General features: G+C 34.3%; 16 protein-coding genes. 7 read left to right on the forward strand and 9 right to left on the reverse strand.

Features of this window, described 5'->3' with window-relative positions; genetic code table 11:
* Positions 1-41 precede the first annotated feature (41 nt).
* The 9 genes from nrfA to Q4Q47_RS19205 all read right to left on the reverse strand — a co-directional run bounded on the left by nrfA (position 42) and on the right by Q4Q47_RS19205 (position 11045).
* Complete coding sequence (nrfA, locus tag Q4Q47_RS19165) at positions 42-1538, reverse strand: ammonia-forming cytochrome c nitrite reductase (RefSeq protein WP_303308252.1); 1497 nt, start codon at positions 1536-1538, stop codon at positions 42-44.
* 11 nt (positions 1539-1549) lie between these two features.
* Positions 1550-2149 carry a cytochrome c nitrite reductase small subunit gene (gene nrfH / locus Q4Q47_RS19170; protein ID WP_303308253.1) on the reverse strand — a complete coding sequence of 200 codons (600 nt, stop codon included), beginning with the start codon at positions 2147-2149 and terminating at the stop codon, positions 1550-1552.
* A 198-nt stretch (positions 2150-2347) separates the two neighbouring features.
* Entirely contained in the window at positions 2348-3577 is a 1230-nt protein-coding gene (gene dsrP / locus Q4Q47_RS19175) for a sulfate reduction electron transfer complex DsrMKJOP subunit DsrP (protein ID WP_303308254.1), read from the reverse strand.
* A gap of 161 nt (positions 3578-3738) precedes the next feature.
* Positions 3739-4866 (reverse strand): 4Fe-4S dicluster domain-containing protein, encoded by a 1128-nt coding sequence (locus Q4Q47_RS19180; protein WP_303308255.1) that lies wholly within the window; start codon positions 4864-4866, stop codon positions 3739-3741.
* 34 nt (positions 4867-4900) lie between these two features.
* Positions 4901-5530 (reverse strand): cytochrome c3 family protein, encoded by a 630-nt coding sequence (locus tag Q4Q47_RS19185; RefSeq protein ID WP_303308256.1) that lies wholly within the window; start codon positions 5528-5530, stop codon positions 4901-4903.
* Entirely contained in the window at positions 5520-6212 is a 693-nt protein-coding gene (locus Q4Q47_RS19190; protein WP_303308257.1) for a multiheme c-type cytochrome, read from the reverse strand. The genes Q4Q47_RS19185 and Q4Q47_RS19190 overlap by 11 nt, the downstream gene beginning before the upstream one ends.
* Positions 6213-6214: 2 nt before the next feature.
* The gene (locus tag Q4Q47_RS19195) at positions 6215-8542 is read right to left on the reverse strand and encodes a molybdopterin-dependent oxidoreductase (RefSeq protein ID WP_303308258.1); all 2328 of its coding nucleotides are present in this window, start codon (positions 8540-8542) and stop codon (positions 6215-6217) included.
* A gap of 2 nt (positions 8543-8544) precedes the next feature.
* On the reverse strand, positions 8545-8784 hold the full coding sequence (locus tag Q4Q47_RS19200; protein ID WP_303308259.1) for a hypothetical protein: 240 nt from the start codon (positions 8782-8784) through the stop codon (positions 8545-8547).
* Positions 8785-9149: 365 nt separating this feature from the next.
* Complete coding sequence (locus tag Q4Q47_RS19205) at positions 9150-11045, reverse strand: hypothetical protein (protein ID WP_303308260.1); 1896 nt, start codon at positions 11043-11045, stop codon at positions 9150-9152.
* A 172-nt stretch (positions 11046-11217) separates the two neighbouring features.
* Between Q4Q47_RS19205 and Q4Q47_RS19210 the strand changes: the two genes are divergently transcribed.
* From Q4Q47_RS19210 to Q4Q47_RS19240, 7 genes are read left to right on the forward strand one after another with little or no spacing between them, the layout of a single operon-like run.
* On the forward strand, positions 11218-13461 hold the full coding sequence (locus tag Q4Q47_RS19210; protein WP_303308261.1) for a molybdopterin-containing oxidoreductase family protein: 2244 nt from the start codon (positions 11218-11220) through the stop codon (positions 13459-13461).
* Complete coding sequence (locus Q4Q47_RS19215) at positions 13458-13991, forward strand: 4Fe-4S dicluster domain-containing protein (protein WP_303308262.1); 534 nt, start codon at positions 13458-13460, stop codon at positions 13989-13991. The genes Q4Q47_RS19210 and Q4Q47_RS19215 overlap by 4 nt, the downstream gene beginning before the upstream one ends.
* Positions 13992-14001: 10 nt before the next feature.
* Positions 14002-14943 (forward strand): NrfD/PsrC family molybdoenzyme membrane anchor subunit, encoded by a 942-nt coding sequence (nrfD, locus tag Q4Q47_RS19220; RefSeq protein ID WP_303308263.1) that lies wholly within the window; start codon positions 14002-14004, stop codon positions 14941-14943.
* A 10-nt stretch (positions 14944-14953) separates the two neighbouring features.
* Positions 14954-15481 carry a YeeE/YedE thiosulfate transporter family protein gene (locus tag Q4Q47_RS19225; RefSeq protein ID WP_303308264.1) on the forward strand — a complete coding sequence of 176 codons (528 nt, stop codon included), beginning with the start codon at positions 14954-14956 and terminating at the stop codon, positions 15479-15481.
* A 15-nt stretch (positions 15482-15496) separates the two neighbouring features.
* Entirely contained in the window at positions 15497-16087 is a 591-nt protein-coding gene (locus Q4Q47_RS19230; RefSeq protein WP_303308265.1) for a YeeE/YedE thiosulfate transporter family protein, read from the forward strand.
* An 18-nt stretch (positions 16088-16105) separates the two neighbouring features.
* Entirely contained in the window at positions 16106-16768 is a 663-nt protein-coding gene (locus Q4Q47_RS19235) for a rhodanese-like domain-containing protein (RefSeq protein WP_303308266.1), read from the forward strand.
* A 27-nt stretch (positions 16769-16795) separates the two neighbouring features.
* A complete protein-coding gene (locus Q4Q47_RS19240; RefSeq protein WP_303308267.1) occupies positions 16796-17410 on the forward strand; it encodes a rhodanese-like domain-containing protein in 615 nt (204 codons plus the stop codon).
* Positions 17411-17514 lie beyond the last annotated feature (104 nt).

A 17514-nucleotide genomic window follows, 5' to 3' on the forward strand; every position in this document is an offset into this window, starting at 1 on the left:
TATCTTTTTAATTAATTATAACAACAAGGTTTTGTATAACCTTATTTATTCATTGATACTTTTTTAGTACCGTAGTTGGCTTCACGGGCTTTTGCTTCTTCCAACCATTTCGGAACTAAGTTTTGTTTAAACGCTTCTTTATCTTGTTTCATTTTTTCAACATTTAACCCTATATATTCTTGTGCTTTTTCTTTTGTAGAAATGTCTGGCATCTCAACTGGTTTGTTATGTCCTAAATCTGACAACAAACGAGCTAATTTTAAACGACCTTCTTGAATAACAGTAAATGCACTTCCCATAACTCTTGCAGTTTCAACTGGTGAGTGGAATGATGCTCCGTGAGCAGCAGCAGAATAGTCCCAACGCCATTGTGCATGACGAATGTCCATCAAAATGTCTTTCATTTGCTCCTCAGTCGCTCCTAAGTCCCATGCTTTTTTAGCTTCTATATGAGCCTTCACTATAAAATCTTCTAATTTTAGTCTGTTTTCTGTTGCTTTACGTTGACGCTCATAAACATTTTGTTTTAATTTATCTGCATCTTCTCTATGGCACACTTGACATGCATTAGCAACATTGTTTAAAGGTGATTGGATGTGATGGTCTGTGAATTTTTGACCACCCTCACTCTTATAAGGCATGTGACAATCTGCACAAGATACGCCTCTGTCTGCATGCACACCTGTTAAATAAGTTTCGTACCCCGGATGTTGTGCCTTAAGCATAGGCGTACGACTTAATTTATGAGTCCAGTCTTTAAAATTAATATCATCATAATATTTCTCCATAGCTTCAACAGACATCCCATTTTTCCATGGGAATTTTAAATAAGGAACACCTTCGTTACCTGGGGTTTTCTTATCAAAATAGTATTCAACATGACATTGAGCACAAACTAAAGAACGCATTTCTTGATGGGTTGCCTGATTAATATCTTTTCCCATTTCTTGAAAAGCTTCAACTAATGCTGGTCTTGAAATAGTCAGTTTCATAGTTTTAGAATCGTGACAATCTGCACAACCTATTGGGTTCACTACTTCTGCCCCTTTATCTGCCCATTTTCCTGAATAAAATTCAGCAATGCCATTTTCGTTCATTAAACGAGGCACATCAGGACTTTTACAGGTCCAACATGTAGCTGGCATAGGGCCGTCCCCTTTTCCTTTAGGCCCTCCAGTTCTTAGGGAGTTTGTTAAGTCTTCAATGGCATATTGATGACCTCTACCCTGATTGTAATCTTTTGCAAATCCATATCCAGCAAAAAGAACTACTAAACGTGAATCTTCGTGCAATACATCTCTCATAGCAGACCCACCTTGTTGTGATGCGAAATCTGTTTCTGCCGTTTGCAAAAACGATTGATATTCTGCTGGGAAATTTTTACCCCATTCTTCATTTCGTGGTTCGTTTTCGCTTATTTCAACTTTTGGAACATATTGATATTTGGCTTCTTTTTTTCTGTTAACAATACTAGATGCTAACAATCCTAGTAGAAATACTACTACTGCGGTAACAATAAATAATACTTTATTTTTCATTTTTGTTATAATTATTTGTCTGCTATTTGTTTTTCTAACCAATCCGGAATAACGGTTTCTTCTGTGTCTGTTGGAATTGGCGCTATATTATTTCTTATAGTCGATATTCCATGTACTGTCCCGTGAGGTACTTCTTGGTGACAACTCCAACATTTTCTATCTGTTCTGTTTTTAGCATGATCATCTATCCAACCATCGTATTTGGTTTGAGTCACCTGCTGTACATGGCAACGAATACAATTGTTTTGTACAACTTCCTGCGATTCTTCACGCATAAACATCACTTCTGGTTCCGCTCTTAGAGTAAAAACAGAAGCATGGAATAAACCATCTTTCGCCTTAAAATAATACTTATTAAATACATTATTATGAGGCACATGACAATCGTTACAGTTTGCCCATTCCCTATGCGAGCTATGCATCCAACTATTATAAACTGGTGTCATAACATGACAGTTTACACAAGCTAGTGGATTGTCTGACATATAAGAAACCACCTCAGCTTCCTTTGCCATAAAAAGACCTAGTCCGGTAATGACTGCAATTAAAAAAATCGCGGTGGGTCTCCATCTCGATTTTTTGTCCGGTAATATGTTTTTTTTAAGATTCACTATATTAAATTTCTATCTTGATTAAAGTTCCTGTAAAAATCGTTTTTAGAACATTGTGATAATATCTTAAGTCATTTTTTGAAACATAAAAAGTACATCTAAACTTAGGTATAAATTTCTCATATTTTAAGAATAAATAACCTGATATATATCATATTTAACGATATTTTAAATTTAAATTTACAGAAGCATAACCTACTAATTTACGTTTTTCTTTTTATATCTTAATTTCCCTAATTCTATACCAATAGCAGTTTTTGCAAGTATTGTAAATACAAAGGCTCCAAGTGCCCAGATCCCCAGTGTAACACCTATTTCAATACCGGTAGGTGTATATTCTGCTATTTTTCCATAAGGTCCTGGAATAAAACCGGGAACAATAAGTCCGAAACCTTTTTCTATCCAAATGGCAGCAAACAAAAGGATACAGACAAAAAATAATATTTTGAAGTTATTACGTAATTTATGGAATGTTAGAATAACGGTGGCTACCACATTCATAGAAATAGAAGTCCAAATCCATGGTAAAAGTGCTGTTTTACCTTCCAGTCCAAAAAACAAGTAATAAGCGCTTTCACTATGGTGGGTAGGCGCATAAAACTCTTTAAATAATTCTGAAATTAGCATGATTAAATTTATCTGAGCTGCCACAGTAACCACCATAGCTATTTTCTTTATGGTTTTATCTTCAATTTTAAACGCGGTAAACGTTCTTATAATAGCTAATACCAATATAATTAATGCAGGGCCTGCTGCAAACGCAGAAGCTAAAAAACGAGGTCCTAACAAAGCATTATTCCAAAATGGTCTGGCTTGTAAGCCTTGATATAAAAATGCTGTAACTAAATGGATCCCTACTGCCCAAAAAACAGATAATAAAGCTCCGGGAATATATACTTTTGGATTAGGTGTTTTACCTTGATAACGTCTAAATAGAATATAAAACGGAATACTAATATTTAAAAATAGATATCCATTTAAAACCAAAACATCCCACGTTAACATGGAGTTTGGAAAATTAAATACTCCAATCCCAGGTATCATATGCCATAAAACCGAAGGGCCTCCCATATCTGCAATTACAAAAGCTAAACACATAATAAGTGCCGCTACGGCTAATCCTTCACCAATAAGCACGGCTTGTTTAAAATCTATATCCTTTAAAACATAAGTTGGCATCACAAGCATCACAGCAGCAGCGGCAACTCCAACTAAAAAAGTAAAATTAGAAATATACAAACCCCAACTTACTCTATCCGTCATACCGGTGACACTAAGTCCTTGTTCTAATTGAATAGAATAACAATACATTCCAACCAACATGACAAAGGTTAAAAGTGCCATCCATAAATGATATTTTTTAGAACCATGCGTTATAGTATCTAAACTGTCCTTAACTAAACTTCCAAAAACTTTTAATCGTTTCATCTGTTTCTTTTTATTTTATTTTTTGGTCAGATGTAATTCGCTCATAGACATATCGTTTGGTACAAAATATTTGTCGTAGCTCATTTCATATAAACTTTATATTATAACTCTTAGTTTTTATATTTTGGGCGCTTGCTTGCCAACGGCAGGTCTAACACAGGCTAATCCATAAAATACCAGAACTTAGGTTCTGTTCCTAAATCTTCTTTTAATCTAAATACTTTCTTATTTTCTAAAACCCATCTAATGGTACTATTTGGGTCTAATAAGTTTCCAAAAATTCTGGCACCTGTAGGGCAAGCTTCAACACAAGCTGGATTTTTACCAGCTCTGGATCGTTGCACACAGAATGTACATTTCTCCATAACACCTTTCTTACGCATACGGTTTCCTAAATAATGCTGATTCTTGTTAATCTCAGCCTCCGGAACTTCGGGCTTACTCCAATTAAAGCGTCTACCATCGTAAGGACAAGCTGCCATACAATATCTACAACCTACACACCAATCGTAATCTACAACCACCAAGCCATCATCTTCTCTCCAGGTTGCTTGCACTGGACATACCTCTACACATGGTGGATTATCACAATGAAAACACTGTGTTCCCATGTAAAAATGACCTTCTGCAGGCACTTCATGATAATAATTATCATCAGCTTCATTAAAATTGAAACCTTTACCATCCTTCATTTCATGAATTCTTATGTATTGCATCTGTGAGTTTCGGTCTTGATTATTTTCCTCTACACAAGCATTTACACAATCCATATATCCCTGGCACTTTGAAATATTGAAAGCGTATCCAAACAACACATCTTCTTCAGCATTTTTGGAAGACATGCTTATATTTTTACCGGTTCTTAATTGGTATGATCTTACCAACCTATCGACAGTTGCTCCTTTTTCTTCATCGGTCATCAATTTATAGTTTCCTTTAAATTGCTCCTCCCAATCTATTTGTGATTTTTCTTTAGTTTCATCGCCACTAATTACGCTACAGGATGTGCTCACCGCACCTGCTCCAATTAACAAACTTGCTGTTAACTTCTTAAAAGCAGTTCGTCTATCCATTTTTACATCAAAGACTTGCTCAAATCCATCTTTGGTTCTTTCTTCTCCAATAGAAGCATTTATTGCAGCTGTAGCAAATGCTTCATCAGTCATCTGATGAGAATCAGATGAGGAACCACAACCTCCAGAGGTTTTTCCACAACCACAAGAACCGGAAGATTCTTTCTCCTTCCTACCAAGATTTAATGAAAACCATTTTTTGTTATTATTACTCATACCTAAATATTATTAATTCCATAAATGGTGTTAGTTATTCTCTTTCTTTTACTTTTTGGGTATTAAAACGTGCTGGCCATCTCGATTCAAAATGAGGTTTGTGTGGGTCATGACAGTTTACACAAGTCATAGACGCTCTTGGTGGTGCCCAACCTCCAATACGTTTACCATGCGCACCACCTTTCCAATCTTCAAATTGTTTGGTATGGCATTGATTACACAGATTGTAACTGTTATTAAAATCAATAGTATTTCCTGTCAGACTTCTTAAATTATCCATATTATCTGGGTTATGACAGGTCACACAATTCATGGTGTTCGCATTGGCATGATCTATTTTAATATCCCAGTGGGCTTTTTTAAGGTCCTTACTCTTCATCTGTGCCAAAGGTTTCGAGTGACACTCCGTACAAGCGTAAGACTTAATTTGACTTTTTCGTTCCGGAATTAAAAAGGTATGTTCTCCCTCAGTAATCTCAATTGTTTCTATATCACCTATATGTTCTTCAGAAGATATTGAAGTCCCATGATAGTTTTTGCTTTCAGCTTCAATCTTATCAGTAATACTATGATATTCATCTTCATGATGTTTACAAGAAAAAAATGCAAGTAAGAAAAAAGAAAAACAAACTATTTTACTCATAATATTTATATTACTCTCCATTACCAGCTCTTTTAAATGTTCCTACCTCAGTCATCTCTTTATTATTAGGCACGTGGCATTGTCTACAATTAACACGCTCGGGATGTGAAACTCTTATTTCCTTAGGTGCACTAGGCCCTGCATGACAGGATAAACAGTTCTCTCGCAATTGAATTTGATGTGGAATCATTGGAGGGCTTCCAAGCAACGCATTATTAACTCCAGCTTTTGGAGCAATGACACTTGCATAATTTCCGCCTTTAAACAAAGTTTGGGTGTTTTGTTCTACATGACATTGCTTACAATTTACCAATTCCGGGTGTGGTGTTACAGGTGCATACGCTTGAAATTTCTCAGTAAATCCACCATTTTCATGGCATTTTAAGCAACTTTTCCCGCCCATATTTTGCTGTTCATTTACAGGATGTGGAATACTGGGAGGCGCACCGTGGTAGGCCCTATTTTTATAATATGTTGTGAGTGACCTTTGATGATTCTTATCTATAGGCATATTTTTATAATCTAAAGCATGTTTAGATCGTTTAAAAACACCTGATTCGGAAGGAATTGCAGAGATATACTTGCTATCTTCAATTGGGATATAGGCTTCCTCCAATCCTATTTGATAACTGTAATTCCAAATAGTAATAAATGCTATAAAAAGAATTACAAATAACGATATGATACCTAGTCTTTTTTTCATTGCTATGCTTTTTCAACTTTAACAGCGCATTTTTTATAGTCGGGCTCTTTAGAAATAGGACAAAAAGCATCTAATGTTACATCATTAATCAACATGTTTTCGTCAAAGAAAGGCACAAAAACCTGTCCTTTAGTAGGTAAGCCCCTTTCATTTATTGAAGCTGGCAATATACATGAGCCTCTTCTTGAACTTATTTTTATCTTCTCACCATTCCTAATCCCCAGATTTTTAGCGTCATCCGGATGAAACTCTACATAAGCCGATGGCATCGCTTTGTGTAATACCGGAATTCTACGAGTCATAGAACCTGTATGCCAATGCTCTATAACACGTCCTGTATTTAACCAAAAAGGGTATTCCGCATCGGGAACCTCTGGTGCTGGTTCATAAGGGCGTTGCCAAATAACAGCTTTACCGTCTGGTTTTCCATAAAAATGAAAGTCTTTATCATTACTACATGCAGGATCATATTTTGCATTAAAACGCCATTGTGTAGATTTTCCGTCTACATAAGGCCAAATAGCCCCAGATTCTTTTTTAAGAACTTCTAAAGGTGCCATGCCGTGTTTTGCCCCTTCATGAAACTGTCTGTATTCGTTATATATTTCTTCTACGTGATTTTCTTCACTATATGGGAACAAATCACCATACCCCATTCGTTTTGCAATTTCAATAGTCATCCATGCATCGGGAGTTGTTTCTCCTGGTCCTTCCACCATTTTATCCCAATGCTGTGTTCTACGCTCTGAGTTTCCGTACAAGCCACTTTTTTCTATATGCCAGGACGCAGGTAAAATAACATCAGCAACATCAGATGTTGGTGTTGGAAACACATCAGAAACCACAACAAAGCAAGATTCTTTTTCCATGCCTGGACGGTAACGACTTGTTTTTGGTAATGACACTAAAGGGTTAGTAACTTGTGTCCAGATAAATTTAATATCACCACGATCTACTGCCCTAAACATTTCTGTGGCATGGTAGGTAGGCTTTGCTGGAATCCTTTCATAAGGCACTTTCCATATTTTAGCTGCCAAACGTCTGTGTTTTTCATTCATTACCACACCTTTTGGTAATTTATGTGTAAACGTACCTACCTCTCTGGCTGTACCGCAAGCAGAAGGCTGACCTGTTAATGAAAATGGACCATTTCCAGGCTGTGAAATTTTACCAGTTAATAAGTGAATGTTATACACTAAGTTGTTAATCCAGGTTCCTCTTGTATGCTGGTTCATTCCCATACACCAATAAGAAACTACTTTTTTATTAGGATCTCCATAAATAGCAGCTAAATATTTAATATCTTTTACAGATACTTTAGAGTATTTTGCTACTTTTTCTGGAGTATAATCTTCTAAGAATTTTTTATAAGCTTCAAAATCAATTTTGGTTGGCTTATCTTTAAACTTATAATTATCTTCTAAACCATAACCCATATTTGTTAAGCCTTTATTGAAATTCACATGGTTTTCTACAAATGCTTTATTTACCCAACCATTATTAATAATTTCATAACAAATGGCATTGGCAACAGCTAAATCTGTTTGGGGCTCGAATAAAATTGATTTATTAGATGCTGTACTGGAACGTGTTGTTCTCGTAGCAAAATCTATAATTTTTGCGCCTCTCCTATTTTTTTGTTCCAACATTCTTGAGAATAATACGGGATGCATTTCTGCCATATTATTTCCCCAGGTAATAAAATAATCTGCATGGTCAATATCTTCATAACACCCCATCGGTTCATCAGCACCAAAAGTGGTTAAAAATCCTGCCACTGCACTTGCCATACATAAACGGGCATTACAATCTAAATTATTAGTTCCAATGGCACCCTTCATTAATTTTGAAGCTACATAACCCTCAGGAATTGTAGATTGTCCTGACGTATACATCGCGACTGAATCTTTACCATGTTTTTCAATGGTCTCTTTCATTTTATTAGCAACAATGTCTAAGGCCTCATTAATAGGTGTTTGAACGTATCTTCCATTTTTCTTAACCAAAGCATGTGTTAGTCTATCTTTAGCTTGCGTACACATGATTTGGTGATAGCCTTTTACACAAAGTAATCCTTTGTTGACTGAGGAATTCGGATCTCCTTTTACGGCTACTGCTTTTCCTTGGTCAACTCCTACCAAGATGCCACATCCTACGCCACAAAAACGACAAGGTCCTTTTTTCCAATCCAAATTAGCTCCTTTTGGTAGATTGGCATTTTGTTCTGAAGCAAATATAATTCCTGGGAACATTGATGCTGCAGCTGTCATTGCCGCAGCTGCAGCCATTTTTTTTATAAAATTTCTTCTGGTTGTTAAAGAGTTTTGCATATTTAATTGTTTTTGGGTGTATTAAAGCCAGAAACCATTGCTAGCAATTTTAAACTCTTAATAGCTTCAATAGATTCTTTTATTTTTTCGTCGTCAATTTTACTTTCTGTATCAGTTACCACAATAAGTAAGTCTTTGTTTTCAGCAGGAATCACTTCGCAATGATCTATCTTAGATAAGGCTTCAATAAGCGCTTCTTTCTTACCTTCTTGAGGGTGAGCTAAATAACTTTTTATAGGCATAAGAACTCCATATTTGATTTTTAAAAGGATAAAATTATCTTAATTAAAATGTACAAAAACTGACAAATATCATATGAGCGTAACCTTGATCTAATTTAAATTTAATCTAAATAATCTTGCTCTTAATAATTATATAAAAATGATAAATGCCATGTTATTAAATCGTCTTAAATATAAGATAAATAAACTGATAAATACCATGTTAAAATGAAAACCAAAATTGTTATAATTAATGATATAGGTAAAAGCAAGCGGAGATAATACAAAATAAGCGATGGAAATAACCTCTGCTTGAAGAGCTCAATATCAACCCATAAAGCAAGCGAAATTTAATATAAAAAAGAAATAATTGCTTCTTTTTTTACTTAATAATCATTTGGTAAAATACAATCGTTACTTATATTTTTTAGCACCGCATTTAATCCAAATTCTAAAGATTGACTCATCACTTTAGAATTATCTTTGTGGCACTGCAAACAAGCTCCTACCAAAAGGAGTCTTTTTTGCTCCTTTAGGGTGAAAGGCCTAAAATCTGATCTAGTAGAGTTCACAACATTTTTATTAACGTCTTTCAAAAAAGGAATCCAGGCATCTTCTGGTAGGTTATCATGATTATTCAATGCATATTCAGGAGTAAAAACCCATGTTCCTATATTATTTTTAATATCATAAACTAAATCACCGCTTCCATAGCCTAAAGATACAGCACTAGAATGACAGGATTTACAATCTCGCACATTTTTTGTAGTTGTATGCGGAGAATTTGGAGCATACAGCCTATGGAAAGACACATCTTCACCAATTTTTTTATTTGAGTAACTTCCCTCATCAATGGTTAAAATCATCCCAGGTATTGCTGGCTCAACAGTTCTTCCATCGTCATTCTCACGCACCCCCATTGCTGGTTGTGATGATGAAAATTCAGCAACATATTCTTTCCATTGGCCTTTCACATCCATTTTATCCAATAAATCAAAACCTTTAGGCTCATCTTTATCAAACTGGTTATGGCAACCAATACATTTTGAGGTCCAAGATGAATGACAACTAGCACAACTCACATTTTTATGAGCATGATCTCTTGAACACACTACAGATTGTTTTCTTAAAGTGTGTCTTGTTCCATCTTTTTTACCTATTAAAAATGCTTTTCCCAAAGAATCAACATAAGTATTTACTAAAGGATGATTATCTTTCTTAGCTACTAAAATTTGTTTATCAGTATGCTTATAATCACGATGTAAAAACACCAATCGACTTTCAGTGTCTAAAGAGTCGTAAGGAATGGTATTCGGAGTTTCTTTATAATGACAATCTACACACTGTATTTTTACCGCTTGTTCAGCATGCTGATATTGTTTTCCATCCCCCATAACTTCATGAGACGAATGACAATCTATACAAAGCAACCCTTTTGTATGATGTACATCTTCTTCAAGATATTTATAAACTCTTTTATCTTCTAAAACTATATGATTGCTTTTATCTTTGATTTCATCCTCATTTAACAAGGTTTCTTGCAATCCCATATAATTTGTTGAAATTCTACTTGAACGACTGTGACAACCAAAGCAATGTGTATCATTAACAAAAATATCGGTAGATGGATGAAAACTTGGCAGTATTTTTTTATTTGAAGCTAAATATTTATTTAACTCCTCTTTTGCTTCTTGTGAATAATTTAAATGACATGCATTACAGCCTCCTCCTCTACTTAATTGATTAATTTCTCCATAGGTAGTCTTTTTAGCTCCTAAATGACAGTTTGCACATAAATCTCTTAAGTGTTTATCTGCAGCCGAATTTTTTATATCCTTTATATGGTAATGATAATTTTGATGATTTGCCTCACCAAAAATAAACTTATCTACAGCTACTATACCACTATTAGTAGTCATCAAAGAGGTATTAATCTTATCTAATTCATTGGGATGACATTTACCACAAGTTTCTTTCGCATCAGATAAATTACCAGGAATTAAAATCATGCCTCTATGTGCTTCGTCTTTATTAAATGATAATATATTTCCTAAATGACAACTTGCACAACCTATAAGCTCTGGATTATGGTAATTAGAATACCCTTTGGTATTTTGATGGCATTGAAGACATGACTCTGAGTTTGAAACGTTAATGTTAGTTGACCCATTTTCATAACTAATATTTGCATTAAAAGAATGTTTATTTCTAACATAGAATAATACTGCAAATAGTATTAAAACTAATGCTAAAATTCCATTCAAATATTTTTTATTTTCCATCGGTAGAACTGTTAATCAAATTTACTACAATTTAAAAATCATCCCCTTATCATAATCAATTAATTAAAGTTTATGTAACATTTGTTACACATAAATCGCTGATTACATGATATTTATCATGATTTAAAATTTTAATTATAAATAATTTTATCCCAGATAAACAATTAGATTCATGGCTACTTCAAGAAGAAAATTTATAAAAATTTCAGCCTTAGGTTTTGGAGGTTTGGCAACCGCTTCAAGTGCATTTCAACTGTTTGGTTCTAATTCATATTTAGATGCTGCATTTAAACAAAATATTTCGAATAAGTTTAAAAAATCTGCAACCTATTGTGAAGTCTGTTTTTGGAAATGTGCTGCCTGGGCTTTTAGTAATGAAGAAGGAAAAATCAAAAAGATTATTGGTAATAATGAAGATCCACATTGTTATGGCAGACTTTGCCCAAGGGGTACTGGAGGCGTAGGCATGTACTCTGATGAAGATAGATTAAAAACACCGTTAATCAGAACTACTATTAATGGTGAAGAAACTTTTAGAGAAGCCAGTTGGGAAGAAGCACTAGACTTAATTGCATCAAAATTTAAGCATATAAAAGATACATATGGCGCAGAATCTTTTGCTTTACTTAAGCATGGTTCCCCTGGTAGTCATTTAGAACATTTATTCAAAGCTTACGGATCTGATACTATTGCAGAACCTGCTTACGCTCAATGTCGTGGCCCAAGAGAAGCTGGGTTCAGTTTAACATTCGGTTCTTGGGTTGGTTCACCTGAACCTACAGATATTAGAGACACAAAATGCTTAGTCTTAATAGGTTCTCACATCGGGGAAAATATGCATAATACACAAGTACAAGAAATGTCTGATGCTATAGATAATAATGCCACTATTATTACTGTAGATCCAAGATTTTCTACAGCTGCCAGTAAATCACAACATTGGTTAGCTATAAAACCAGCTACAGACATTGCATTAATGCTGGCTTGGATGCATGTTATAATTGAAGAAGACTTATACGATAAAGAATACATTAAAAAGTATACTTCTGGCTTTAATGAGTTAAAAGACCATGTCCTAAATTTCACTCCAGAATGGGCATATGGTATTACAACTATTAAACCGGAAGAGATTAGAAAAACAGCAAGAGCGATGGCTCATGCAGCACCAGCAGTAATTATACATCCCGGCCGACATGTTACATGGTATGGCGATGATACGCAACGAGCAAGAGCGATGGCTATATTAAATACCCTATTAGGCTCTTGGGGACGACGAGGTGGCTTCTATTTCAAAGAAAAAATAAGTGTTCCTAAATTCCCACATCCAGAATACCCGCATCCTAAATGGGGCTGGAAAGATATTGGAGAAAAATTTCCTTTAGCACAAATGGGCATTACTACCGAAGTTATGAAATGCGCCATTCCAAGTGAAAATAATAAGTACCCGGTAAAAGCTTTGATGGTAGCAGGAACCAACATTACTAAATCAATTCCAAACAAAAAGCTATTGGAAGAAGCTATTGATAACCTTGAATTTATGGTAGTAATGGATACCATGCCTATGGACGTTACGGGTTATGCCGATGTTGTATTGCCAGAATGCACCTATTTAGAGCGTTATGATGGTATCCGTTCTTCACCAAACAGAGAACCCTCTATCGCTGTTAGAATTCCTGCTGTAAAACCAAAGTATGATTCTAAACCAGGTTGGTGGGTTGCAAAACAAATTGGAGAGCGCTTAGGGTTGAGCAGCTATTTTAATTATAACGATTTTGAAGAAGTTATAAAGTGGCAATTAACTAAAATGGGGACTTCTTTAGATGAAATGAAAAAAATAGGAGTGAAAAATTTTCCTCGAAAATCTGGACCACTCTATTTAGTTGAAGGGAAAAAGCATGAGTTCAATACACAAAGTGGAAAAATAGAATTGTACTCAAAAGAGTTAAGAGACTTAGGTTTCGATCCATTACCAGTTTTTACTAAACATCCCGAACCACCACAAGGTTTTTATAGATTAAATTATGGAAGATCACCCATGCATACTTTTAGTAGAACCGCTAATAACCCGAATCTTAATGACCTAAAAAGTGAAAACAATCTTTGGGTAAACCCTAAAGTAGCACGAATTATAGGGTTAAAAACCGGGCAATCTGTATGGTTAAGAAATCAGGACAAAATAACATCAACATTTTCAATTAAAGTTAGAGTTACAGAACGAATTAGATGGGATTCTGTTTACATGGTTCATGGTTTTGGTCATGATAACAAAAAGCTAACCAGAGCCTTTGGTAAGGGTATTAACGATACTCAAATGATATCAAATGTTGCTGTAGATCCTATAATGGGAGGAACAGGCATGAGAGGCAACTTTGTAGAAATATTAACTGAAGATCCACATAAAAATATTAAGATATGAGATACGCAATGGTAATAGACACCTTAAAATGTGTTGGATGTAGTGATTGTGTGGTCGCCTGTCAAACTGAAAACGATGTACCCATTGGATATTGCAGGGATTGGATTACTGAAACTGTAAGTGGTACCTACCCTAACATTGTTTTAGAATTAAAATCTGAACGATGTAATCATTGTGATAATGCCCCTTGCGTAAGATGTTGTCCAACTGGAGCGAGCCATATAGTAGACGGAGGGATTGTTCTTGTAACACATAATGAATGTATTGGCTGTGGAGCCTGTATAGAATCTTGCCCCTATGATGCACGTTACCAACATCCGGAAGGCTATGTAGATAAATGTACCTTCTGTCATCATAGATTAGAGAAAGGGCAACTACCTGCATGTGTATCTGTTTGTCCAACCAAGTGCATGTATTTTGGAGATTTAGATAATCCGAATAGTGAAGTTTCTAAATTATTAAAAAACAGAAAATGGAAAACGTTAGCTCCGGAAGCAGGAACTAAGCCCAATGTATATTATTTAATATAAAAATATAATTATGCAAGAAGAACTATTTACAAGTGGTAGAAATATTCCAAATATAGATCCATCATTAGAAGTATGGCACTGGCCAATTGCCGTATATCTATTTTTAGGAGGTTTATCTGCTGGTTTACTTTTGTTTGCTGCCATTATTACCATATTAGGTAAAGAAAAAGAATACCCAACTACAGTAAAATATGCATCTATTATTACTCCAATAGCACTTTCATTAGGTCTATTAGCACTGGTTTACGATTTAACGCATCCATTATACACTTGGCAATTGTATACGACTATTAGATTAGAATCTCCAATGTCTTGGGGAGCATGGGTTTTATTGGTAACAACGCCATTGTCATATTTATGGGTTTTTAGCTACTTCTCCGAAATATTTCCAAAAAGGAATTTAAAATTTAATGTCCTAAAAAACTTTGAAAAATGGCTTCAAAAGCATAGAAAAAATATGGCATATATCTTAGTACCGTTGTCTATTATTTTGGGCGTCTATACAGGAATTTTGTTATCCGCTTTCAACGCCAGACCATTATGGAACAATGCCATTTTAGGGCCTCTATTCTTAATATCTGGATTATCGACAGGAGCAGCAACAATCATCTTATTATCAAAAACTGCAAAAGAAAAACATTTGTTTAGCAAAATTGATTTAGCACTTATAATTATAGAATTAGGATTAATAGTTCATATGATTATGGGCATGTATGCAGGATCTCAAGTCCAACTAGATGCCATGAATTTATTTATTGGTGGCGAATTCACTCTTATGTTTTTTGGCTTTGTTATTATACTAGGGTTAATAGTTCCTGGTATTCTAGAGCTTTTAGAAATTAAAGGATACAAAATACCAGTTGCAATTCCTGCCATATTAATCTTGATAGGTGGATTGATATTCAGATTTGTAATGGTTGAAGCAGGACAGTTAACAAGATATCTATATTAAAATTGACACAATGAAAAATAAAAAACAAAACAAGCATCTATATTGGAATCCGTATTTCGGTGGATTCCTTCTTGGATTACTAATTATTTTCACATTCTATATTACAGGTAGAGGTTTAGGTGCAAGCGGAGCTATGAAAAGTAGTGTAGTTGCAATAGTAAATACAGCTGCTCATGAACATGCGGAGAACAGTGCTTATTATAGTAAGTTTTTAGATGAAACAAAATCTCCAATGAATAACTGGCTTGTATTTGAAACATTAGGTGTTTTAATCGGTGCATTCATTTCTGGTGGCATATCTGGTAGGATTGGATGGAGAACACAACACTCACCAAAAATTACACGAAGACGTCGTTTAATTTTTGCTTTTGGGGGAGGTATTTTATTTGGCCTAGGAGCTCAAATTGCTAGAGGTTGTACAAGTGGCGCTGCTTTAAGTGGTATGGCTGTGCTCTCTTCTGGTGGGTTTATTACCATGCTAGCCATTTTTGGTACGGCGTATTTATTTGCATATTTCTTTAGAAAAAATTGGATTTAACTAAATAATAATAATATGGGACCATTAATTCCTAACGATATAATTCCTTTTGAATGGAGTAGTATAATTGCTATAATAATCGGAATCTTTTTCGGGTTTATATTAGAAGCATCCGGGTTTTCATCATCCCGAAAATTGGCCGGTGTTTTTTATGGCTATGATTTCGCTGTTTTAAAAGTGTTTTTTACAGCAGCATTAGTATCCCTTATTGGGCTTTTATACATGGATTATCTTGGATATTTAGATATGAGTAGTTTATACGTACATCCAACCTATACATGGGCAGCAATAATTGGAGGCGCTATTATGGGAATAGGTTTTGTAGCTGGCGGATTTTGTCCGGGCACAAGTTTATGTGCTGTAGCTATAGGTAAAATTGACGCTATAATCTATGTTATTGGTATTATGGTTGGTGTTTTTATCTTTTCCGAGCTATATTCAATATTTGAACCTATTTACACAAGCTACTTTTATGGAAATATTACTTTAGTAGATTCATTGGGTGTAGACCCCTATTGGTTTGTTTTCCTATTTACAATAGCTGCTATTATTATTTTCGTATTAGCAGATATAATTCGTAAACGCGTAAAAAAAGTATTTTACTAATAATATAAATTACAGAAAATGATAAATAGAAAATTAGTTAAATTCTTATCATTTAGATATGTTATTCTTGCATTAATATTTATAATACTTGCAGGAGGTTTGGTTTTGATACCCAAATTTGAAAAACAGGAAGGAATTACCCCTGAAGAGTTGTTAAGCAATATTATTAGTCCAGAAAGGTATATGACTACTGATGAACTTGCCGAAAGAATTATAAACCAAGACCCATCATTATTACTAATAGATTTGAGAGATGAAAAGACTTTTAAAAAGTACACGCTTCCAAATGCTATAAACATACCTCTTAAAAATTTATTTAATGAAGATTCTGCTGCATTTATAAATCAAGATGAATTTGATGTTATATTCTATTCAAATGATAATTTTGATGCAGATCAAGCTTGGATTTTATGCAACCGACTGGGATATAAGAATTTGCGAGTTTTGAAAGGAGGGATTAACACATGGTTTAAAACCATTATTAATCCACCTAAGCCAAAAGAACATATGCAAAATAAGGCTTTTGAGTTATACTCGTTTAGAAAAGCAGCGAGCATGTATTTCGGTGTTGTTTATCCTGATCAAGTTAAAACTAATACACCAAAACCAATACAAACAGCTCCTAAAAAAGTAATCCCTGTCAAAAAGAAAAAGAAAATGCCAGTTGAAGGTGGTTGTTAATTTTTGAAACTTTATAAAACATGCTTTATGAAAGAATTAGAGAAAACAAAAAGAATATCTATAGCTTCTACCCTCTTTATATTGGCTATACTAATAGGTCTTTTAACATATAAACGTCCAAAGGATACGTATGCCATAAATGTTAATCAAACACTTGAAAAAATAACAAATGATCATTTTTTTGTGACATTAGAAAGTATTAACACCCCTGATTATGTCCTAATAGATATTAGAAGCCAAAATGAGTTTGATAAAGGTCACCTAGAAAATGCTATAAATGTTCATACTCCCGATATTTTAAATAAAGCAAATTCAGCTTTATTTAAGGAATTAAAAGAATCAAATAAAATAGGTGTATTGTATGGTTATACCCCACAAGAAGCTAATGTTCCTTTTATGTTTTTATATCAATTGGGTTATGATAACCTAAAACTACTCACAATTAAAAATAACTACTCGCAAAATAAACTAATTACTAAAACCTGTGACATTGAAAAGCTTGAAGCAGATATTAGCGCTTTTATAAATCAATCTGTTAAAAACTCAAAAGTAAAAGAGATTCCAAAAAGAATAACTCGACCCGTTAAAAAGATTATTCCTGTTCGAAAAAAGAAAAAAAAGGTTCCCGAGGGAGGTTGTTAACGTTTTAAATTTGAAAAGCTGCTTTACAATAAAGTAGCTTTTTTTATTAGAAATAGCCTGTAAACCTATATAATTAGACTTCAAAAAAGTTACATTTCAAAAAA

It is taken from the genome of Flavivirga spongiicola (genome assembly GCF_030540825.1).
In the GTDB taxonomy this organism is placed as follows: domain Bacteria; phylum Bacteroidota; class Bacteroidia; order Flavobacteriales; family Flavobacteriaceae; genus Flavivirga; species Flavivirga spongiicola.